We start from the raw sequence: 21200 nt of genomic DNA, 5'->3' as shown, positions 1-21200 counted from the left end.
CCGATGGCCGCTGCCGTACGGATGCGGGCGTTGCCCACCCCCGTGGAGCTGCGTCCGCGATGCGCACGGCGCCGCCGTGGGGCGTTGCGCCTTCGAGTTCACCGGGGCCGGCATTGTTCGGCACCCCTGTTCCGCCACACCGATCAATGAGGTCAGGGCCGTGGCAGGTGATGTGCTTGCCGCCGCTTCGGCCGGTGCGTAGCTTGGCGGCGGTCAATCCGTCTCCGGGGGGAGGCGAGAGGGGGGTGACCGATGGCGGGGCGTCCTGAGAGTCCGCTGGACCCGAGCGCGGGACCGGCACAGCGGTTGGCGTTTGAGTTACGGAAGCTGCGGGCGGAGGCCGGCAGTCCCACCTATCGAGCCATGGCCGCGCGCACCGGCCACGGGGCGAGCACGCTGTCCGAAGCGGCGGCAGGGGAGCGACTGCCGACGCTCCCGGTGGTGCTGGCCTACGTGGAGGCTTGCGGTGGCGACGCTGAGGAATGGGAAGAGCGCTGGCGGCAGGCGGCCGCGGAAGAAGCCGCCGAGCCACGCTCCGACGACGCCGCCGAGCCTCCGTACCGGGGCCTGGCGCGGTACGAGCCGGACGACGCGGCCTGGTTCTTCGGCCGCGACCAGCTCATCGACGACCTGCTGCACCTGACCGCCCACCACCGGATCACCGCGGTGGTCGGCGCCTCCGGCAGCGGCAAATCCTCGCTGCTGCGCGCCGGCCTCATCCCCCGGCTGCGCTCCACCGACAACCCTGACTTACGCCCGGCCGCCCTGCGGGTCATCACCCCCGGCGCCCACCCCCTGCCCGACCACGGGCGGCGGCTCGTTCCGAAAGAGGGCGAAGAGGCGGACACCTGGCTGGTCGTGGACCAGATGGAGGAGCTCTACACGCTCTGCGCCGATCCGGCGGAACGCACCCGGTTCATCGACCGCCTTCTGAACGCCCAGGCCCCCGACAGCCGACTACGGGTGCTGATCGCCGTACGAGCCGACTTCTTCGGGCACCTGGCCGACCGCCGCCCCCTCGCCGACGCCCTGCGCGACGCCACCCTCCTGGTCCCGCCCATGAACCGCGACGAACTCCGCGAGGCCATCGTCAGGCCCGCCCAAGCCGCCCGGCTCATCGTCGAACGCACCCTGACCGCCCGCATCATCGACGAGGTCGACGGCGAACCCGGCGCCCTGCCCCTGATGTCCCACGCCTTGCTGGAGACCTGGCACCGCCGCAAGGGCCGCGCCCTCAGCCTGACCGCCTACGAAGCGGCCGGGGGCATCCACGGCGCCGTCGCCCGGACCGCCGAAGACCTCTATACCGACCTGTCTCCCGACCAGGCCGCCTGCGCCCGCCGGATCCTGCTGCGCCTGGTCACCCCGGGAGAAGGCGCGCAGGACACCAGGCGGCCCGCACCCCGGGAAGAACTGGGGGACAGCCACCTCCGCCACTACCGCCGCCGTACTGGAGCGGCTGGTGAAGGCGCGACTGGTCATTCCCGACGGCAGCACGGTGCACCTCGCACACGAAGCCCTCATCGCCGCCTGGCCCCGGCTGCGGAAATGGATCGACGACGCCCGCGAACGCCTGCGCCTGCACCGCCAGCTCACCGAAGCCGCCTACAGCTGGCAGACTCTCGGCCGCGATCCCGGCGCGCTCTACCGCGGCACCCGGCTCGCCGCCGCTGAAGAAGCCTTCTCCGGCACCGATGCGAACAACGACCTCACCCCACTGGAACGTGACTTCCTCACCAGCAGCTCCACCGCCCGCCGCCGCGAGGAAGCAGCAGCCGCCCGCACCACCCGGCGCCTGCGCCAGTTCACCACCACCTTGTCGATCATGCTCGTCCTCGCCCTGACCGCCGGACTGGTCGCTTGGCAGCAGTACCGGGCCAGCGAGCGGCAACGACACCAGGCGGTCAGTGCCCAGCACGGGAAGCCACGGCTGGCCTGTTCGCCGCCGCGGCTCTTCCCCTCGAACGACGGTTCACCGGACACACCGACTACGTGTCGTCGGTGGCGTTCAGTCCGGATGGCCGCACCGTGGCCAGTGGCAGCGACGACCTGACCGTACGGCTGTGGGATGTGGCGACGGGCAGGCCCCGCGCGACCCTCATCGGGCACACCGATACCGTGAACTCGGTGGCGTCCGGATGGCCGCACTGTCGCCAGCGGCAGCGACGACAAGACGGTCCGGGTGTGGGATGCGGCGACGGGCAAGCTCCGCGCCACGCTCACGCATACCGACTACGTGTCGTTCGTGGTGTTCAGCCCGGACCGCCGCACCCTGGCCAGCGAATCGGACGGAAACGTTCAGTTGCGGGATGTGGCGACCGGCAGGCTCCGCACCACCCTATGGGACGTTGACTATGTGACGCCTCTGGCGTTCAGTCCGGATGGTCGCACTGTGGCCGCCGGCGACGGCACGACCGTGGGGTGGTGGGACGTGGCGACGGGCAGGCTCCGCACCACCTTCATCGGGCACACCGGTGACGTGACCTCGGTGGCGTTCAGCCCCAACGGCCGCACCCTCGCCAGTGGTGAGGAAAGCGGGAAGATCCGGTTGTGGGACGTGGCGTCCGGCAGGTCCCGCACCAGCCTGCCCGGAAGGGCCGAAGTGGAATCGGTGGCATTCAGTCCGGACGGCGGCACCTTGGCCGGCGGCGGCGCCCACCAGGCGATTCGGCTGTGGGATCTGGCGACCGGCAGGCCCCGCACCATTCTGATCGCGGATACCGACTATGTGACGTCTGTGGCGTTCAGCCCGAGCGGCCGCATCCTCGCAGGTGGTGAGGAGAGCGGGAAGATCCGGTTGTGGGACCTGGCGACCGGTAAGCCCCGCGCCACTCTGGCCGGGCACACCGGGACGGTGACGTCGCTGGCGTTCAGTCCGGACGGCCGTACGCTGGCCAGCGGCAGCGACGACAAGACAGTCCGGCTGTGGGATGCGTCCCTTCCCGACCTGGCCTCCTCCATCAGGAAGCTCTGCCGAGCGGTTCACAGGTCCTTCACCGCAAGTGAAAGGTCGCTCTACCTGCCAGAACAACCCACTGACCCAGTGTGCCGATCATGAGACGCGAGCCGTGTGGTTCTACGGGCTGACCGACCGTTCCTGGGCGCCGTAGCCCGGCCAAGTCCCGGGCCCCCGTAGCGCCGAGCGCTACGCGTCGCGCCCCTGGCGAACTGATGGGCTGCCGTAAGCGGAATCGATCCGTCCCGGTAACCCGCTGTCCGCCGGGTCGCGGGGGCGCTGTGCCACGCTTGAGGCCGGTTCGTGCGCATGGTGCGGGCCGGTGACGCGAAGTGAGGGCGCGGCGTGCAGATGCCCCGATGGAAGACCGTGGGGGGAACCCTGCTGCGGGTGGCGGCGGTGTGGGCGGTGTCCACGCTCACGATGCTGGCGCTCGCCGGGATCCTCCCCGACTTTCGCTTGAAGTCAGGTGACGGCGACACCGCGACGCAGATCGCCGTCACGGCGGCCAGCGGCGCGGGGGCCTTCGGGGTGCTCAGCGCGCTGGTGTGGCCGCTGCTCGTACGGGCGTTGCTGCTGATGCCCGCGTTGGTGCTGGGGCTCCTGGTGTTCGTGCTCAACGGCTCGATGCTGCTGATCGCCCTCAGCGTGAACCCGGACGGGCGGGGCGCCGCCGAGCCGGAGACCGCCGTCGTGGTGGCGGCCGTGATGTCCGCCGCGTCGTCGGCCACGAGCACCTTCCTGACCGTGCGGGACGACGACGCCTACCGGCGGCGGCTGGCGCGGCTGGCCGTGCGGCGCAGGCGGCGGCTCGGCGAGGACGGGGGGAGCGACGAGCCCCCGGGGACGGTGTTCCTCCAGCTCGACGGGGTGGGGCACGCGGTGCTCCGGGAGGCGCTGCGGGAGCGCGAGAACCGGCCACCGGTGATGCCCACCGTCGCGGGCTGGCTCCAGAGCACCCACAAGGTCACACCCTGGCGCACCGACTGGTCCAGCCAGACCGGCGCCAGCCAACTCGGCATCCTGCACGGCTCCAACGAGGACGTGCCCGCCTTCCGCTGGTACGAGAAGAAGAGCGGGGAGGTGATGGTGAGCAACCGGCCGACCAGCGCGGCGGTGCTCCAGCGCCGCGCCGCCGCCCGGGCGGGACATGACGGACTCCTCACGGTGGACGGGGCCAGCCGGGGCAACCTCTTCACCGGCGGCGCCGATCAGCTGGCGCTGGTCCTCTCGGTCGCGGCGCGGCGCGGTAAGCACAACCGCTCCCGCTCCGGCTACTTCGCGTACTTCGCCGACCCCGCCAACGCCACCCGCACCGCCGTGTCGTTCCTCGCCGAGGTGGTCCGGGAGATCTGCCAGTCCACCCGCGCCAAGCTGCGTCGCGAGACGCCCCGGGTGAAGCGGGGCGGGCTGTATCCGTTCATCCGGGCGTTCGCCACCGTCGTGGAGCGGGACGTCGTGGTGACGGCGGTGATGGGGGACATCCTCTCCGGCCGTACCGCGATCTACGCCGACCTCGTGGCGTACGACGAGGTGGCCCACCACTCGGGGCCGCGCAGCCGGGACGCCCGGCAGGTGCTCGCCCGGCTCGACCGCTCCATCGAGCTGATCGCCAAGGTCGCCGAGCACGCCCCGCGCGACTACCGCATCGTGCTGCTGTCCGACCACGGGCAGAGCCCCGGCGAGACCTTCGCGGGGGCGTACGGGCTGACGCTGGAGGACCTGGTGCGGGCCGGTTGCGGTCTGCCCGTCTCGCGGCGGGCCGGGCGGACCCCGAGCGGGGCGGAGGCGCGCGAGGCGGGGCGGGCGGCGCTGCACCGGCCGGAGAAGCCCGGGGTGGACGGGGACGGGTGGTGCGGGGGGCGGGAGGCCTCCGCCGGTGCCGGTGGCGCCGGTAGCGCCGGTGGCGCCGGTGACACCGCCGTCTCCGATCCCATCGTGCTCGCCTCCGGGAACCTCGGCCTGATCTCCTTCCCCGACGTACCGGGGCGGATGAGCCGCGAGCAGATCGACGCCCGCCACCCCGCGCTGCTGCGCACACTCGCCGACCACCCCGGCGTGGGCTTCGTGCTCGTACGGTCCGAGGCGCACGGCGCGGTGGTGCTGGGCGCGGACGGGGCCGAGCACCGGCTGGACACCGGGGAGGTGTTCGGGGCGAGCCCGCTCACGGTCTTCGGGCCGGGCGCCGAGAGCGCCGTACGGCGCACCGCGCACTTCCGGAACACCCCCGACATCATGGTCAACTCCGCCTACGACCCGGCGCGCGGCACGGTGCACGCCTTCGAGGGGCAGATCGGCTCGCACGGCGGGCTCGGCGGCGAGCAGGGGCACCCCTTTCTGCTGTGGCCGGCCGAGCTGACCCCGCCGGTGGCGGCGGGGGAGGAGCTGGTCGGGGCCGAGCGGGTGCACCAGGTGCTGCGGCGCTGGCTGGAGGAGGCGGACGGGCCCCAGGTGCCGGAGAAGGAGGCGACGGCCGCCCCCGTGGAGGTCGCGGCGGCAGAGGTCCCGGCTGCCCCGGCTGCCCCGGAGGCGTCGGCGGCGCAGGCCCCGGCGGCGGCCGAGGTGCCCGCCGAGCCACGGCCGGCCAAGGCGTCCGACGCGGCGCGCACCATGCAGGATTCCCGGTGGGACGGCGCTCCCGCCGCACCATTTACCGTGGTCAGCCGGGTCGTGCCGAACAAAACCCGGTGATTTGGGTGCCCTCTACACCTTCTGTGACCATATTCCTATGCACGACCAGCCTCACCCCCGCCGCTTCGGCCTGCCCACGGCGACCGCGCTCGTCATGGGAAACATCATCGGCGGCGGCATCTTTCTGCTGCCCGCGTCCGTCGCCCCGTTCGGCACCCTCAGCCTGCTCGCCTTCGGCATCCTGACGCTCGGCGCCATCGCGCTCGCGCTGGTCTTCGGGCGGCTCGCCGAGCGCGACCCGAGCACGGGCGGGCCGTACGTACACGCCCGCGCGGCCTTCGGCGACTTCGCCGGGTTCCTGTCGGCCTGGTCGTACTGGACGATGACCTGGGTCAGCAACGCGGCGCTCGCGGTGGCGGCGGTCGGCTATGTGCACGTCCTGGTCCCCGGCCATGACTCGAGGGGCGCGAACCTGGCCGTGGCGCTGCTGGCGCTCTGGCTCCCCGCGCTCGCCAACCTCGCCGGGACCCGCTGGGTGGGCGCGGTGCAGCTGGTCTCCACGGTGCTGAAGTTCATCCCGCTGCTCTTCGTCGCCGTCGTCGGCCTCTTCTTCTTCGACCCGCACAACCTCGGCTCGTTCAACGAGGGCGGCGGCAGTGCGCTCGGCGGTCTGTCGGCGGCGGCCGCGATCCTGCTCTACAGCTATGTGGGCGTGGAGTCGGCGTCGATGAGCGCGGGCGAGGTGCGGGACCCGGAGCGCAATGTGGGACGGGCGAGCGTGCTGGGCACGGTCGGCGCGGCCGTGGTCTATCTGCTCGGCACGGTGTCGGTCTTCGGCACCGTGGCCCACCGGGATCTGGTGGACTCCACCGCCCCCTTCTCGGACGCGGTCGACGCGATGTTCGGCGGTGGCTGGGGCGGCACGCTGATCGCGCTGGCCGCCGTGGTCTCGATCGTCGGCGCGCTCAACGGCTGGACGCTGATGAGCGCGCAGGCCCCGTACGCGGCCGCGCGGGACGGGCTCTTCCCGGCCGCGTTCGCCACCAAGCGGCGCGGGGTGCCCACCTTCGGCGTCATCGTCGGCGTGCTCCTGGCGTCCCTGCTCACCGTGGTCAACTACACCTCCGGTTCGAGCGGGCTCTTCGAGATCCTCGTGCTGATCACCACCTTCTCCGCGACGGTCCCGTATCTGCTGGCGTCGGGCGCGCAGCTGTACTTCCTGCTGTCCGGGCGCCGCGAGGAGGTGCGGACGGGGCGCTTCGTCCGGGACGTGGTGCTCGCGCTGGCGGGCTTCGGCTTCTCGTTCTGGCTGGTCGCGGGCGCCGGATACGCGGCGGTGTACCAGGGTGTGCTGTTCCTGTTCGCCGGTGTGCTGGTGTACGTGTGGATGGCGGCGCGGCGGACGAGCCGAGCGGGAGTCAGCGACGTCACGGAGGCCGCTGACGTCATGGCGGCGGGCCCCGCGGTCACGGCGGCGAGCCCCGCGGCCACTGCCGACAGCGCCGTCTGAGCGCAACCGCCCGTATCGGGTGTAAGCATGAGTTATGCGCGTTTCGCCCGACCTCATCCGCATCGGTGGGGAAACGCGGTCGAGCAGGGCGCTGTTCGCCGTCCCGCTCATGCTCATCCTGGCGGTCACGGTGATCGACCTCAACTCGCCGCCGACCGTCCACCTCGGCCCCTTTCTGATCGCGGCACCAGCGATCACCGCGTCCTTCGCGGGCGCGGGCGGTACAGCCGTGATCGGAGCCCTCGCCGTGGGGGCTCAGATCATCATCGGTGTGTTCCACGGCGGTCTGATGACCGCCAACCACCAGGCGCAGATCGTCGCCCTGATCGTGATCTCGGGGCTGGTGGCCAGCTTCCGCTACGCCACCGACCGGCACCGGCGGCGGCTGAGCCAGGTGCGCTCAGTGGCCGTGGCCGCGCAGGAGGTCCTGCTGCGGCCGCTGCCCGAACGGATCGGGGAGTTGAGGATCGCCTCGCTGTATCTCGCGGCCGATGAGGAGGCGCAGATCGGCGGTGATCTGTACGCGGCCGTCCGCACCGAGGGCGCGACCCGGCTGGTCATCGGGGACGTACGGGGAAAGGGGCTGGCCGCGATCGGTGACGCCGCCGTGCTGATCGGGGCCTTTCAGGGGTCCGCGTACCGCAATCTCTCGCTGCCGGGCATCGCCACTCACCTGGGCAGCGCCATGTGCTGGAACTGGTGCCACGTCGGAGGTGAGGAGCGGCACTTCCTGGAGTCCTTCGTGACCGCCGTGGTGCTGGACGTCTACGACGACGGCCCGGTGGCGGGGATGGTGAACTGCGGCCACCCCCCACCACTGCTGCTCCACAAGGGCGAGATCGCGACGCTGGAGGTGGACGAGCCCGCGGTGCCGCTGGGCCTCGAGGAGCCGAAGGAGCGGGACTACCAGGTCGAGATGTTCCGCTTCGAGTACGGCGACCTTCTGGTGCTGCACACCGACGGCGTCGTCGACGCCCGGAACGAGAGCGGCGCCTTCTATCCGCTCCCGGAGCGGCTCGCGGGCTGGAAGGGCGGCAGCCCGCAGTCGCTGGTGGACTATCTCCACGCCGATCTGCTCCGGCACACCGGCGGGGTCGTCAACGACGACGCCGCCATCGTGGTGATCGCCCGTTGCCCCTGAGCGGCGTGCCTGAGCGGCGTGCCTGAGCGGCGCGCCCGAGCGGCGCCCCCGAGCCGCGCGCCCGAGCGGCGCCCCCGAGCCGCGTGCCTGAGCTGCCACGGCTGAGGCCGCCGCCCTCCCGGTCTACCCCCTCGCCTCCGTGATCTGGACGCGTTCCCCCTGCGCGGAGGCGGGCTCCGGCGCCCGCCGGGACCACCGGCCCGCGATGATCGCGCACACCATCAGCTGCAACTGGTGGAAGAGCATCAGCGGCAGGATCACCGGCCCGGCCGCGTCCCCGAACAGCACCGCGGCCATGGGCAGCCCCGTGGCCAGGGACTTGTTGGAGCCGCAGAAGACGATGGTGACGCGGTCCGCCCGGCGGAAGCCCAGCCGCCGCGCGGTGAACGACGTCGTGGTGAGGGCCAGGCCCAGCACGGCCGCGGCCATGCCCAGCAGCGCCACCAGCCGGACCGGGGTGATCTGGTTCCAGATGCCCTCCGTCATGCCCCGGCTGAACGCCGTGTAGACCACGAGCAGGATCGAGCCCCGGTCCAGCAGGGCCAGCACCTTCTTGTGGCGGCCGATGAACGGCGCGGTCCAGCGGCGCAGCGCCTGCCCGGCGAGGAAGGGGAGCAGCAGCTGGGTGGCGATGGCCAGCAGCCCGTTCGCCGAAAAGCGGACGTCCGAGCCGATCAGCCAGGCCGCGAGCAGCGGGGTGACGATCATGCCGAGCAGGCTGGAGTACGTCCCCGCGCAGATCGCGGCCGGGACATTGCCCCGGGCGGTGGAGGTGAGGGCGACCGACGACTGGACGGTCGAGGGCACCACACACAGGAAGAGCAGACCGGTGTAGAGCTGGTCGGTGAGGAGGAACGGGGCGAGGCCGCGCGCGGCCAGCCCCAGCAGTGGGAAGAGCACGAAGGTGCTCGCGCCCACCACCAGGTGCAGCCGCCACTGCCGCAGCCCGTTCAGGGCCTCGCGGGTGGACAGCCGCGAACCGTAGAGGAAGAAGAGCAGCCCGATCGCGATGTCCGCGGCGTCGCCGACGGCCGTGGCCGCCGCCCCGCTCGCGGGCAGCAGCGTCGCCAGCGCGACCGTCCCGAGGAGGGCGGCGACATAGGGGTCCACCGCCCTCCCGAGCCGGCCCGGCCACGACAGCGGCCAGGACCTCCGTCTCACATCAATCACCGCCTCCGGCCTGCCACGGCGGGTGACCGATCCGCGGCAGCATCCGATCCGCACCGGCGATGTCGCCCGCCACGACATCGATGGCGCCGCCGCCCCCGTCGTGGTCGCTGCCCGCCGTGCCACGGCTGAGCAGCAGGGTGTTGAGGGTGCGGTCGACCTCCAGCCAGGAGTCGGCGCCGGAGTTGTCGATGACCACGAGGCCGTTGTGCTGGTCGGAGGAGGCCGGTGCGGCCTCCTCCTCCGGTTCGCCGTCCTCGTCGTGCGGGGTGCCCGCGGGCGGCGGCGACGCCTTGGCGGGGGCCGCGGGGCCCGCGCACAGCACGCTCGCGGTGGCCGCGAGGAAGAGCCCCACCGTGGACGGACGGATCGGAAGGATGTCCTTGCGGGGCTTTCGGCGCCGGCCGGGGCCGGGCCCGAGGAAGGTCGAGGTCATGCGCGCGACCCTCGTCATCCGACCTTGGCGGGCTGACGGTCCCCGTGGTGCCTGCTGATGTTCCTCTCCAGCAGCTCCGTGGCGCCCTTGACCCCGATGGCCCCGGTCTTACGGGTGTCCGGCAGCCGTCCGTCCGCCGTCTTGAGATCGCTCAGCGCCCCGTCGATCGCGCCATGGGCGGCGAACAGGCACGGAGTGCTGTAGATGGCGACATCCACCCCGAGTTCGGACAGCTCGGACAGCGAGAGCCTCGGTGACTTCCCGCCCGCGATCTGATTGAACAGCAGCGGCTTGTCGCCGATGACCTTACGGACCTTGCGGATCCACTCCACGCTGCGCACCCCGTCGACGAGGACGACATCCGCGTCGGTCTCCGCCAGCGCGGCCGCCCGCCGCAGGATCTCGGACTCCTCGGTGGCGTCCGTACGCGCCACCACCACCAAGTCCGTCCTGCTGCTCAGCACCATCTGGAGCTTCTCGAGGTACTCCTCGAGCGGCAGGATCAGCTTGCCGTCGGCGTGGCCGCAGCGGCGCGGGCGCCGCTGGTCCTCCAGGATCACCCCGGAGGCCCCGGTGCGCTCCAGCCGCTGCACCACATGGCAGGCGACCTCGGGGTCCACATAGCCGTCGTCGATGTCCACGAGCAGATGGTGTTCGGGGAAGGCCAGCCGCAGCCGCTCCACGAAGGCGAGCATGTCGGGCCAGGCGATGAAGCCGATATCGGGAAGCCCGTAATGCGATGCGGCGAACCCGAATCCGGACACGAAGAAGCCGTTGTAGTGCTGTGCGGCGATGGACGCCGAGTACATGTCGTAGATGCCGATGAGAGGAGTGGTGGGAGAGGAGCTGACGGCCTTTCGGAGGGCATTGCCGTAGAGCATGATGTCCCCTTGAGTTCGGCGCCTTTCGGCGCTGTGTGACGGGTTGTGCGCTTGCCTGGATAGGTCTGGTGAAGACCAAGAATCGGTAAAGCAACCGCCGGGTTCCCTGAACATGCCCGGCCCGGCTCGGGCCGGGGTCGAACGTTCCTTGAGCGTCGTGGCCCTCGTCGTGGCCCTCGTCGTGGCCCTCGTCGTGGCCCTCGTCGTGGCCCTCGTCATGGGTGGTCTGCGACACGCCGGGCATGCCGTGGCGGTCGCCGGGTATGCGCAACAAGCCTGTCCACTGAAAAGAGTTGCTTGTGCCTGTCCAAACCGATGCTGAAGCCTCCGCGTCCGCGCCCTCCCGGCACCGCCTGCTCTGGCGTGCCGTCCAGCGACGCAAGAACCCTCCACTGCGTCGGAGCGACATCACGGTCACCGAGGAGAGTACCGTCCGGAAAGCGGTGAAGGCCGCCGCCCTGGGAAACGCCATGGAATGGTTCGACTTCGGGATCTACAGCTATCTCGCGGTCACCATCGGCAAAGTGTTCTTCCCGTCCGGCAATGGCACGGCCCAGGTTCTCTCCTCCCTCGCGACTTTCGCGGTGGCCTTTCTGGTCCGCCCACTGGGAGGTTTGTTCTTCGGGCCGCTGGGCGACCGGATCGGCCGTAAGAAGGTCCTGTCCTTCACCATGATCATGATGGCGTCCAGCACGCTCGCCATCGGACTCATCCCCGGCTATGCCACCATCGGCTTCTGGTCGCCCGCGCTGCTCATCCTGTTCCGTATGCTCCAGGGTTTCTCCACCGGCGGGGAATACGGCGGCGCCTCGACCTTCATCGCCGAATACGCGCCCGACAAGCGCCGTGGCTACTTCGGCAGCTTTCTGGAGTTCGGCACGCTGATCGGCTACACCTCGGCGGCCGGACTGGTGACCATCCTGACCGTGACGCTCGCCGACTCCTCGATGGACTCCTGGGGCTGGCGCATTCCGTTCCTGGTCGCCGCGCCGATCGGGCTGGTCGGTCTGTATCTGCGGCTGAAGCTGGACGACACCCCCGCGTTCCAGAAGCTGGAGGACGAGGGCTCCAGCAACGCGGCCGAGCGCGAAAGCCTGCCGTTCTGGCAGGTGTTCCGCACCCAGTGGCGTGCGATGGCGCTGTGCATCGCGCTGGTCGCCGCGTACAACATCACCGACTACATGCTGCTGTCCTACATGCCGACGTATCTGTCGGACACCCTCCACTACAGCAGCACCAGCGCGCTGGTCTCGATCATCATCGTGATGCTGGTGCTGATGGCGGCCATCACCTTCGTCGGCCGGTTCTCCGACCGCATCGGCCGCAAGCCCGTGCTGATGGCCGGCTCGGTCGGCTTCCTGGTGGTCGCCGTGCCCTCCTTCCTGCTCATCAAGGAGGGCGGGATCGTCCCGGTCTTCGCCGGGCTGCTGCTCCTGGGGCTGTGTCTGCTGCCGTATGTGAGCGTGATGTCCGCGTCGCTGCCCGCGCTCTTCCCGACGAATGTGCGCTACGGCTCGCTCTCCATCGCCTTCAACATCTCCGTCTCACTCTTCGGCGGCACCACACCGCTGGTGACCGAGGGGCTGATCAGCAGCACCGGGGACGATCTGATGCCCGCCTACTACACGATGCTCGCGGCGGTCGTCGGCATCATCGCCGCCGCCGTGATGAAGGAGACGGCCCGCAAGCCGCTGGAGGGCTCGCCGCCCGCCGTGGCCACCAAGGAGGAGGCCATCGCGCTCGTGGAGTCCCAGCGGTCCTGAGTCACCCCCAGCCTCCATTACCTCGGCGGTAATCGACCCCCGCGCACGGCGGCGGCAGGGTTGAGGCATCGGGTTCCGGGCCGGCGCCCTCCGGTCCGGAACCCGTTCCCGCCAGGGGATTTCATGGAGGAGTGACCAGATGACGCAGTACGACACCGCCGTCGCCCGCTACTTCGAGGCATGGAACGCCACCGGACCCGAGGCCCTCGCCAAGGCCGTGGCCGCCGCCTGGACCGAGGACGGCGGCTACACCGACCCGCTGGCGCAGGCGCGCGGCCATGAGCAGCTGGCCGCCGTCATCGCCGGGGCGCAGGAGCAGTTCCCCGGCCATGAGTTCCGGCTCACCGGCGCCGTGGACGGCCACCACGACACGGCCCGCTTCACCTGGGAGCTGGTCTCCACGGCCGACGGCTCCGCCCCCGTCGCCGCGACCGATGTGATCACCCTGGCCGAGGACGGCCGGATCCGCTCCGTCCTCGGCTTCCTGGACCGGGTCCCCACCGCCGGCTGAAACCGCGTCCCCGCGAGCGGCTGAAACCGCGTCCCTACGGCCGGCTGAACCGGCCCAGGGCGGCGGCGGTCTCCGGGTCGGCCGGGAGGAAGGTCTCGATGGCCAGCTCGGAGACCGTGACGTCCAAGGGGGTGTTGAAGGTGGCGATCGTCGAGATGAACGACAGCACCCGCCCGCCGTGCTCGATCATCATCGGCAGCGCGAAGGGCGGGGTGTCCCCGGCGGTCGCCGTCTCCCGGCCGCCGGTCTCGGGCAGCGGATAGGCCGCCACCTCGTCGTACAGTGCGCGCAGCGGCGAGGAGCGCATCAGCGCCAGCTGCCGGTCCATCTGGTCCAGCAGATGGCCACGCCACTCGCGGAGGTTGCGGATGCGCGGGGCGAGCCCCTCGGGGTGGAGGGTGAGGCGCATCGCGTTCAGCGGGGGCCGCAGCAGATGCTCCGCCACCCCCTCCAGGAGCGCGGCGATGCCACGGTTGGCCGCCAGCACCTCATAGGTGCCGTCCACCACGAGCGCCGGATACGGCTCATAGCCGGTCAGCAGCCGCTCCAGGGAGTCGCGCAGGGCGCTCATCGACGGGTCGTCCACCGACCGCTCCGGATAGTGCGGGGCGTAACCGGCGGCGATCAGCAAGGCGTTGCGTTCGCGTACGGGGACGTCGAGGTGGTCGGCGAGCCGGAGCACCATCTCCTGGCTGGGCCGCGACCGGCCGGTCTCGATGAAGCTGATGTGGCGGGCCGAGGAGTCGGCGCGCAGCGCGAGCTCCAGCTGGCTGATCCGGCGGCGGTCCCGCCACTCGCGCAGGAGTGTGCCCACCCGGGGCGGCGCGGCAGTCGTCATGACCCGAAGGTAGCCGACGCCGGGCGGGGGCCATGGCAGGGTGGAGGGGCCACCGGTCACCCGCGACGAAGGGATGTGTCATGGCAGTCGAGCCGCTCACCGACCAGGAGATCCAGCGACGTCTGGAGCAGCTTCCCGGCTGGTCGTTCGCGGACGACCGGCTCTTCCGGACGTATGTCTTCAAGGGCCATCCACAGGCGGCCGGGCTGGTGGCGGAGATCGCCACCATCCAGGAGGAGCTCGCCCACCACTCGGACCTCACCCTCGGCTACAACAAGGTGGGCGTCACGGTGAACACCCACAGCGTCGGCGGCAAGGTGACCGCGCTCGACTTCGAGCTCGCCGGCCGGATCGAGGAGATCGCCCCGCAGCACGGCGCCCGCGCCGATTGACCAGCCGGCCACGCCGGGTCATTTACGGGCGCGCTGGAAGCGGGCCAGCCCCTCCTGGAGGTCCACGATCGGGTCCGGGTAGTCCAGCCGGTCCCGCTCGGCCTCCGGCAGCCGCCAGGGCGTATGGACGCCGGGGCCGGTCACCCCGGCCAGCTCCGGCACCCAGCGCCGCACATACGCGCCGTCCGGGTCGAACCGCCGGGCCTGCGCCAGCGGATTGAGGACCCGGTTCGGGCGGGTGTCGGTCCCGGTGCCCGCCGCCCACTGCCAGTTCAGCTGGTTGTTGGCCACATCCCCGTCCACCAGCAGCTCCAGGAAGTGCCGGGCGCCGATCCGCCAGTCCTGGTAGAGCGTCTTGGTGAGGAAGCTCGCCACCAGCAGCCGCGCCCGGTTGTGCATCCAGCCCTCGTGGCGCAGCTGCCGCATCCCCGCGTCCACCAGCGGATAGCCGGTGCGGCCCGCCTTCCAGGCCGCGATCTCCGCCGCGTCCTCGCGCCACCGGTCGCCCCGCGAGCGGTAGTCGGCGTACGAGGCGTCGGGCCGGGCGGCCAGCACCTGGTGGTGGAAGTCCCGCCAGGCCAGCTGCCGTACGAAGGCGTCGGCGCCCGCGCCGCCCGCCTCCCGCGCCCGGTGCACCAGCTCCACCGGGGACAGACAGCCGAAGTGCAGATACGGGGAGAGCCGGGAGGTGGCGTCGCCCGCCAGATCGTCCTGCCGGTCGGCGTAACTCCCCAGCCCCGACCGCCACCAGGAGCGCACGCGGTGGCGGCCCGCCGTCTCCCCGCCCGCGGGCAGCCCGGGGGAGGGGCTGCCGGAGGCGAGCGAGGTGACCGCCGCCACCGGCTCCGAGCGCAGCCCGGACGGCACAGTCACCGTGCCCGGCGCGCTCAGCGGCTTCCGCAGCCCCGCCCGCTGCCAGGCGCGGAAGTACGGGGTGAAGACCGCGAAGTGGTCCTTGCCCGCCGGGGCCACCTCGCCCGGCTCCACCGCCGTCACCACCGCGCCGTGCACCCGCAGCCGCCGTCCGTCCGCCTCCAGCGCCTCGCGCAGCCGCCGCTCGCGGCGGGCGGCGTAACCGCTCACCCCGCCCGCGATGTGCACCTCGGCCGCGTCCGCCTGCCGCGCCGCCCGCAGGATCTCCGCCACCGCGTCCCCCCGGCGGACCACCAGCCGTCCGTCGCGCTTGCGCAGCCCCGCGTCGAGATCGGCCAGGGCGTCCGCGAGGAACGCCACCCGGTTGGGGACCGCGAACCCCGTCCCGGCCAGGCCACGGTCCACGACGAACAGCGGCACGACCCGCTCGGCGGAGCGCAGCGCGCCGCGCAGCACGGGGTTGTCGGACAGCCGCAGATCGGAGGTGAAGACGGAGAGAGACGTGCTCATCCCTCTCCCTTACCCCACCCGGCCCCGCGGATCGGCGGCTTGGTGGCCCGTGTCACCTGATATCGGCAGATTGGGTCCGTTCACGCCGAGGGGAACGTCAACAGGACCAGCGGATCGCTGGTCGGGGTCTTCGACCCTCCGGCGGGCTCGACCGTCACCCCCATGGCCGACGCCTTCCCGACCGCGCCGCTCATGACCGCCGCCGTGGACCGGCCCGAGGAGTCCATCAGACCGGCCGGGCGCATCGTGCCGCCGTCGCTGAACCACAGCTGGTAGATCCGCCCGGCGGGCGGCTCGGGCAGCCCGGAGGCGAGGAACACCGCCTTGTTCAGCCCGCGCGAGACCACCACCGTGCCGGTCGAGCCGTCCGTCATCCGGCCGCTGCGGCTGTGCGCGTCGGGCGCGGCCAGCACCTGGGTCAGCTCCTCGGCCCGGGCCACCCGCTGCTCGGAGCGGCGGGCGGTGTCACGGGCGTCGGACGCCTGCCGGTACTGCCACACCGCGGCCCCGCCGCACACGGCGGCAGCGGCCACACAGGCCGCCAGCGCGAAGTTCATCGCCCGCCGCCCGGTGCGCCGCCGGGGGCCCGCGTGGGACTCCCGGGCCTCCCGCGCCGCCACCCGGGGCGGCTCCTGGCGGACCGTGGCGATCCGCCGCAGCACATCGTCCTTCATCGTCGGCGGCGGGGTCAGGGCCGTGGCCACCGCCAGCTTGGTGGCGGTCTCCCGCAGCTCCCGTACCTCCTGACGGCAGGCGTCGCAGACCGCCAGATGCCGCTCGAACTCGCTCAACTCCCGCCCCGACAGTGCGTTCACCGCGTAGGCCCCGGTCAAGGTGTGCAAATCCGCTCTGGTCATGCGCCGACCCCCATGCAGTCCCGGAGCCGGATGAGCCCGTCCCGGAGTCTGGTCTTCACGGTCCCGAGCGGCAGCGACAGCAGCTCCGCCACCTCACGGTAGGAGCGGCCCCGGTAGTAGGCGAGCGTCACCGACTGCCGCTGGAGCTCGGTCAGCGTCCGCATGCACCGGCGCACCTGCTCGCGCTCGAGCCTGGCCTCCACTTGCTCGGTCACCTCGTCGAACGCCGGGGTACGGGACAGCAGCGCGGCGCGCTCCTCGCGGTCGGAGGCGGCCTGCGCCGAGCGCACCCGGTCCACGGCGCGCCGGTGCGCCACCGTCATGATCCAGGACATGGCGCTGCCCCGGCCCGGTTCGAACCGCGCCGCGGACCGCCACACCTCGACCAGGACCTCCTGTGTGACCTCCTCGGCCTGGGCCGGGTCGCGCAGCAGACTGCGCGTCAGCCCCAGGACCGGCCCGCTGACGGCGTCGTAGAGGGCGCCGAACGCGTTCTGGTCCCCCCGGGCCACCATCTGGAGCAACTCTTCGAGGTCCGGTCCGCGCGCGGCGGGGCCGCCGATGTACACGGGTTCTCTCACGGGCCGTCCTTCCGGGAACGATGCGGCGCACACGGAGGTGTCGTACCTCATTCGTCGCCCGGACGGGTGCGGATTGGTCAAGGTGCTCCGAACACGTCAAGGTGTGCCGGTGAACGTCGAGGCGTGCCGGTGAGTGTCGAGGTGTGCCGGTGAAGCGTCGAGGAGCGCCGGTCACGTCAAGGTGTGCCGTTCGCACGCGTGAGGCCGCCGCGGTCCGCTCGACCGCGGCGGCCCCGGCGCCCGGCGTCAGCCGGTGGTGAGGGTGAGCCCGTAGGTCGTCAGGATCGGGTTCACCGGCTGGTAGTACGTCGTGCCGCCGACGGTGCAGTCGCCGGAGCCGCCGGAGGTGACGCCCTGCGCCTCGCTGCCCGAGATGAACGAGCCGCCGGAGTCGCCCGGCTCGGCGCAGACATTGGTGCGGGTGACCCCCCGGACCGTGCCCTGGGGGTACTGCACGCTGGTGTCGTGCTGCTGGATGGTGCCGCAGTGCCACCCGGTCGTCGAGCCGGAGCGGCAGACGGACGAGCCCACCGGCGCTTCCTGGGAGCCGGTGACGGTGACGTTGGTGCCCTCGGGGCCGATCACCCACGGCTGCGGGGTCCAGTCGGCGTTGGTGGCCACCCATGCGTAGTCGTTGCCGGGGAAGCTGGAGCCCTGGAAGGTGCCCTGCGCCACCCGGTTGAAGCCGGCGGTGGTGTCGCCCTGGCTGCCGCAGTGGCCGGCGGTGACGAAGCCGTTCTGCTCGGCCTTGGTCACGGAGAAGCCGATCGAGCAGCGGGCGGCGTCGTTGATGTAGAACGCTTCGCCGCCGCGGAGGTCGTACAGCGGGCTCGGCCGCTCGGCCGACTCCACGACCCGTACCACCTCGCGGTCCGCGCCGCTCGCGGCGACGAAGGCGGCCGCCTCGGTGGGCTCGGCCGACTGCACCACGACGCTGTTGGTCTTGACGTCCACGTACCAGGCGGAGGCGACATCGGTGGCCGGCGGGCGCTCGGAGGCGGCGCGGTCCAGGGCCTGCTTGGCGTCGACGAGGTCCTTGAGGCTGTGCTTGACGACGGCGGGCTTGGCGCCGCCGGCCGTGATGGTGGCGCTCTGCTCCTCGTCGGTGGTGGCCACGGTGAGTTCGGCGGTGTTGCCGGACACCCACGCGCCGCCGTAGGAGCTGCCCAGGCTCTTGCGCAGCCCCGGTTCGGCCTCTCCGGCCCGGTACTCGTTGGATATCCGCATCCGTGCCTCATCGGCCGTCAGGCCCAGATCGCGCTGCATCGAGGCCAGCATCTCGGGGGGCACCTCCCTCCGGGGGCGGGGGGAGGGTTCACCGGGGTCGGCCACCGCGGGTATGCCGCTCCCCAGGAAGAGGGCGGCTATCGCGACGGTGCAACCGGCGGCCAGCTCAAGGCCGTGACGGCGTCTGCGGGACATCTTCGGTCTCCTCGGCTAGGGAAATGGTCACGCTGTGTGCCCATCTGGGCGCCAAGCGTAATGGCCGGAGACGTGCCTCGCTCGGTGGGCCGCACCGGCCCCGTACGGGGGTCATGCGCCCGGGATATGCCAGGACGGTGAGTGGCGGTGGCGGTGGCGGTGGATACGGGTCCGCCCCGCCGCGGGGGACGCGACGGGGCGGAAAGTCTCGGCTCTTGCGGGTCTCGGACTCAGCCGTTGAAGGTCTCGGGGTCGAAGCCCAGACGGACGCCGGTCTCGAGGGAGTCGATCGCCGCCAGGTCCTCGGAGTCCAGCTGGAAGTCGAAGACGTCGATGTTCTCCTTGATCCGCGACGGGGTCACGGACTTGGGAATCACCACATTGCCGAGGTCCAGGTGCCACCGCAGCACCACCTGGGCCGGGGACTTCCCGTGCTTCTCGGCGATCGCCGCCAGCTTCGGGTCCTCCAGCAGGCCCTTGCCCTGGCCGAGCGGGGACCACGCCTCGGTGGCGATGTCATGGCGGGCGTTGAAGGCGCGCAGCTCCGCCTGCGGCAGCTGCGGGTGCAGCTCGATCTGGTCGATCACCGGGACGATCGAGGTCTCGGAGAGCAGCCGCTGGGTGTGGGCGGGGTGGAAGTTGGACAGGCCGATGGCCTTGGCGCGGCCCTCGGAGTAGATCTTCTCGAACGCCTTCCAGGTGTCCACGTACTTGTCGACCCCGGGCAGCGGCCAGTGGATCAGGTAGAGATCCACATACTCCAGACCCAGCCTGGTCAGCGAGGCGTCGAAGGCGCGCAGGGTCGAGTCGTACCCCTGGTCGGCGTTCTGGAGCTTGGTGGTGACGAACAACTCGTCGCGCGCGATGCCCGACGCGGCGAGCCCCTTCCCCGTGCCCTCCTCGTTCCCGTATATCGCGGCGGTGTCGATGCTGCGGTACCCGGCGTCCAGTGCGTTGCGCACCGCGACCTGCGCCTCGTCGTCCGGGATCTGCCAGACACCGAAGCCGAGCTGCGGCATCCGTACGCCGTTGTTGAGCGTGATGAAGGGGACCTTGCTCACGAGCAGTCGATCCTTACGTCGGATGTGGATTACGTCCTTCCAACTGTTGCAACGATCAACGGCCTGCCGTCATTCCCGTTGTTCACCAGGGACTTCCGCTACCAGGGACTTCCGCGCAGGATCAGCACGCCGTCCCCGTCCCGCCCGATGAGCTCCGCCGCCCGCCGCGCCGCCCGCTCCAGCGTGGGCGCCTCGCCCAGCAGACCGTAGAGCCCGCCCGCGAAGGCCGCCGACGCCGCGCCGTCCAGCGGCCCCCGGTGGGCGACCACCACCTCGGCCGCCCCGGCGAAGAGCGCGGCCAGCGGCGCGCCTTCGGGGCAGCCGAGCACCACACCGGGCAGCGGGGCGCCGGTCAGCCGGCGGTAGACGGCCAGCAGTTCGGCCAGGCGCGCGGCCGGTGTGTGATGCGCCTGCCCGTCGCCGTCCTCGAAGACCAGCGTGCGCCCCTCCCGGCGGCAGACCAGATGCAGCACATCCGGGCGTACGGTGAGGATCCGCCGCAGATCGGTGGCGGCCGCGGCGGGGCACCGGTCCACCGTCAGGACGCCACGGGCCGCCCGCTGGACCGCGGCTAACTCCTGGCCGCCCGGGGCGGCGCCGGTCACCAGCACCCGCCGGACCCGGCCCCCGCCCGGCCGCTCCCATAAGGCGGCGCGGAACACCTCGTTGTGCGGAAAGCTGACGCACGCGGCGGCCAGGACGCGCAGTCTGCCGTCCGCGACCCGGCCCGCGGCGACCGCCCCGGCCACCGCGGACCAGAACTCCCCGGCGGCCGTGGCGGCCGCCGGTATGTGCTCGGCGGGGAAGCCCGCTCTGCGCAGCAGCGCCACGGCGGACGGGCCGGGCGGGAAGACCCGCGCCAACTCCTCGATCTGCTCGGTCGTCAGCGCCGGATGCCCGTCCCCGTCCTGGCCGTCCACCGTGTTCCGCCGCTCCTCGCCTGTGCTCGTACCGTTCCGTGGCCCCCGCGTTTCGTCCCTACTGAAGCGCGGCCAGGCGCAGCGGTTCCTCGAGCTCCTCCCGGAAGCGGTGCAGGGTGTGCCCCTCGCGCACCGTGGCGCCCACCGCGACCGCCGCCCGGGTCACCGCCCCGCGCGGCGCCCGTACCACCATGGCCAGCCGGTACGTGCCCCCGATGCGCACCGCGGAGGTGTGCCGGATCTCCCAGCCCGGGTCGGAGCGCAGCTCCCGCCGCGCCTCCAGACAGACCCGCTCGCCGAAGGCGGTGTCGCCACCGTCCTGAAACCCGAGCCGCGGGCCGAGGTGGGCCGCGGGCGCCGACGCCGTCACCTCGGCGGTGAGCTGGCGCGGGGTCATGGACCAGGCCACCGGCTGGAAGACCGCGGTGCCCCGTCGCACCGGTTCCGCCGTGAGACTGAGATCGAGATTGACCGAGTGCAGGGCGGGGTCCGGCGCGTCCCGGGCGCAGGTCACCGACAGATGCACCAGGTGATAGACGGCGTTGTCCGCCTCGGTGCGCAGGAAGTCCAGCAGCTCCGGATCCGTCCCGACGAGGTCGGCCGTGACCGGTAAGGCCACCGGCCCGCCCAGGACCACCCGCCCGGCCAGCCTCGGGCCGCTGGGCTGGGGTGTCTCCTCGGACAGCAGGGCCAATTCGCGTTCGGGAAGTTCGGGGAGAATGACATCGATCATTTCGTGCCCCCTTCGCG

18 protein-coding genes and 2 pseudogenes are annotated in these 21200 nt (G+C 71.9%); 9 read left to right on the top strand and 11 right to left on the bottom strand.

The window, feature by feature from the left end; genetic code table 11:
• Positions 1-252: 252 nt before the first annotated feature.
• From KHP12_RS51045 to KHP12_RS14890, 6 genes and pseudogenes are all read left to right on the top strand, one after another.
• Positions 253-1362, top strand: a pseudogene (locus tag KHP12_RS51045) (helix-turn-helix domain-containing protein); the annotation flags it as partial.
• Positions 1363-1462: 100 nt separating this feature from the next.
• A pseudogene (locus KHP12_RS53370) lies at positions 1463-1576 on the top strand (nSTAND1 domain-containing NTPase); the annotation flags it as partial.
• Between the two features lie 606 nt (positions 1577-2182).
• Positions 2183-3058, top strand: coding sequence for a WD40 repeat domain-containing protein (locus KHP12_RS51035; protein ID WP_244203280.1), 876 nt, complete (start codon positions 2183-2185; stop codon positions 3056-3058).
• Positions 3059-3307: 249 nt separating this feature from the next.
• Positions 3308-5647 (top strand): phage holin family protein, encoded by a 2340-nt coding sequence (locus KHP12_RS14900; RefSeq protein ID WP_245011185.1) that lies wholly within the window; start codon positions 3308-3310, stop codon positions 5645-5647.
• A 37-nt stretch (positions 5648-5684) separates the two neighbouring features.
• A complete protein-coding gene (locus KHP12_RS14895) occupies positions 5685-7097 on the top strand; it encodes an amino acid permease (RefSeq protein ID WP_086881417.1) in 1413 nt (470 codons plus the stop codon).
• A 34-nt stretch (positions 7098-7131) separates the two neighbouring features.
• The gene (locus KHP12_RS14890) at positions 7132-8238 is read left to right on the top strand and encodes a PP2C family protein-serine/threonine phosphatase (RefSeq protein WP_086881418.1); all 1107 of its coding nucleotides are present in this window, start codon (positions 7132-7134) and stop codon (positions 8236-8238) included.
• 123 nt (positions 8239-8361) lie between these two features.
• Here the strand turns inward: KHP12_RS14890 and KHP12_RS14885 are convergent, their stop codons facing one another.
• Genes KHP12_RS14885 through KHP12_RS14875 form a run of 3 tightly spaced genes read right to left on the bottom strand, consistent with a single transcriptional unit; the run spans position 8362 to position 10722 of the window.
• Complete coding sequence (locus KHP12_RS14885; protein WP_086881419.1) at positions 8362-9408, bottom strand: bile acid:sodium symporter family protein; 1047 nt, start codon at positions 9406-9408, stop codon at positions 8362-8364.
• The gene (locus KHP12_RS14880) at positions 9401-9841 is read right to left on the bottom strand and encodes a hypothetical protein (RefSeq protein ID WP_037957762.1); all 441 of its coding nucleotides are present in this window, start codon (positions 9839-9841) and stop codon (positions 9401-9403) included. The genes KHP12_RS14885 and KHP12_RS14880 overlap by 8 nt, the downstream gene beginning before the upstream one ends.
• A gap of 14 nt (positions 9842-9855) precedes the next feature.
• The gene (locus KHP12_RS14875) at positions 9856-10722 is read right to left on the bottom strand and encodes an isocitrate lyase/PEP mutase family protein (protein ID WP_086881420.1); all 867 of its coding nucleotides are present in this window, start codon (positions 10720-10722) and stop codon (positions 9856-9858) included.
• A gap of 299 nt (positions 10723-11021) precedes the next feature.
• On the opposite strand from KHP12_RS14875, the gene proP reads away from it, so the two are divergent.
• Together proP and KHP12_RS14865 are read left to right on the top strand one after the other, a co-directional pair.
• Entirely contained in the window at positions 11022-12485 is a 1464-nt protein-coding gene (gene proP / locus KHP12_RS14870; protein ID WP_086881421.1) for a glycine betaine/L-proline transporter ProP, read from the top strand.
• A 139-nt stretch (positions 12486-12624) separates the two neighbouring features.
• Positions 12625-12996 carry a nuclear transport factor 2 family protein gene (locus tag KHP12_RS14865; RefSeq protein ID WP_037957765.1) on the top strand — a complete coding sequence of 124 codons (372 nt, stop codon included), beginning with the start codon at positions 12625-12627 and terminating at the stop codon, positions 12994-12996.
• Between the two features lie 34 nt (positions 12997-13030).
• On the opposite strand, the gene KHP12_RS14860 is transcribed toward KHP12_RS14865, so the two are convergent.
• Positions 13031-13834 carry a helix-turn-helix domain-containing protein gene (locus tag KHP12_RS14860; RefSeq protein WP_086881424.1) on the bottom strand — a complete coding sequence of 268 codons (804 nt, stop codon included), beginning with the start codon at positions 13832-13834 and terminating at the stop codon, positions 13031-13033.
• 80 nt (positions 13835-13914) lie between these two features.
• On the opposite strand from KHP12_RS14860, the gene KHP12_RS14855 reads away from it, so the two are divergent.
• Positions 13915-14226, top strand: coding sequence for a 4a-hydroxytetrahydrobiopterin dehydratase (locus KHP12_RS14855; protein ID WP_086881422.1), 312 nt, complete (start codon positions 13915-13917; stop codon positions 14224-14226).
• 18 nt (positions 14227-14244) lie between these two features.
• Here KHP12_RS14855 and KHP12_RS14850 read toward each other — a convergent pair whose 3' ends face one another.
• The 7 genes from KHP12_RS14850 to KHP12_RS14820 all read right to left on the bottom strand — a co-directional run bounded on the left by KHP12_RS14850 (position 14245) and on the right by KHP12_RS14820 (position 21183).
• Positions 14245-15609 carry a cryptochrome/photolyase family protein gene (locus KHP12_RS14850; RefSeq protein ID WP_086881423.1) on the bottom strand — a complete coding sequence of 455 codons (1365 nt, stop codon included), beginning with the start codon at positions 15607-15609 and terminating at the stop codon, positions 14245-14247.
• 80 nt (positions 15610-15689) lie between these two features.
• Complete coding sequence (locus KHP12_RS14845; RefSeq protein ID WP_210610093.1) at positions 15690-16466, bottom strand: anti-sigma factor; 777 nt, start codon at positions 16464-16466, stop codon at positions 15690-15692.
• Positions 16463-17047: a sigma-70 family RNA polymerase sigma factor gene (locus KHP12_RS14840; protein ID WP_044568962.1), complete on the bottom strand. Its 585-nt coding sequence runs from the start codon at positions 17045-17047 to the stop codon at positions 16463-16465. Before KHP12_RS14840 ends, KHP12_RS14845 begins: the two co-directional genes overlap by 4 nt.
• 246 nt (positions 17048-17293) lie before the next feature.
• Positions 17294-18469 (bottom strand): S1 family peptidase, encoded by a 1176-nt coding sequence (locus tag KHP12_RS14835; RefSeq protein WP_211833042.1) that lies wholly within the window; start codon positions 18467-18469, stop codon positions 17294-17296.
• Between the two features lie 230 nt (positions 18470-18699).
• Complete coding sequence (locus KHP12_RS14830) at positions 18700-19530, bottom strand: aldo/keto reductase (protein WP_086883343.1); 831 nt, start codon at positions 19528-19530, stop codon at positions 18700-18702.
• A 98-nt stretch (positions 19531-19628) separates the two neighbouring features.
• On the bottom strand, positions 19629-20450 hold the full coding sequence (locus KHP12_RS14825) for an effector-associated domain EAD1-containing protein (protein WP_086883342.1): 822 nt from the start codon (positions 20448-20450) through the stop codon (positions 19629-19631).
• A 58-nt stretch (positions 20451-20508) separates the two neighbouring features.
• Positions 20509-21183, bottom strand: a complete 675-nt coding sequence (locus KHP12_RS14820; protein WP_037957774.1) for a hypothetical protein — start codon at positions 21181-21183, stop codon at positions 20509-20511.
• Positions 21184-21200: the final 17 nt, after the last annotated feature.

Source organism: Streptomyces asiaticus, from assembly GCF_018138715.1.
Taxonomy (GTDB): Bacteria; Actinomycetota; Actinomycetes; order Streptomycetales; family Streptomycetaceae; genus Streptomyces; species Streptomyces asiaticus.
This window is presented reverse-complemented; position numbering and strand designations above follow the sequence as displayed.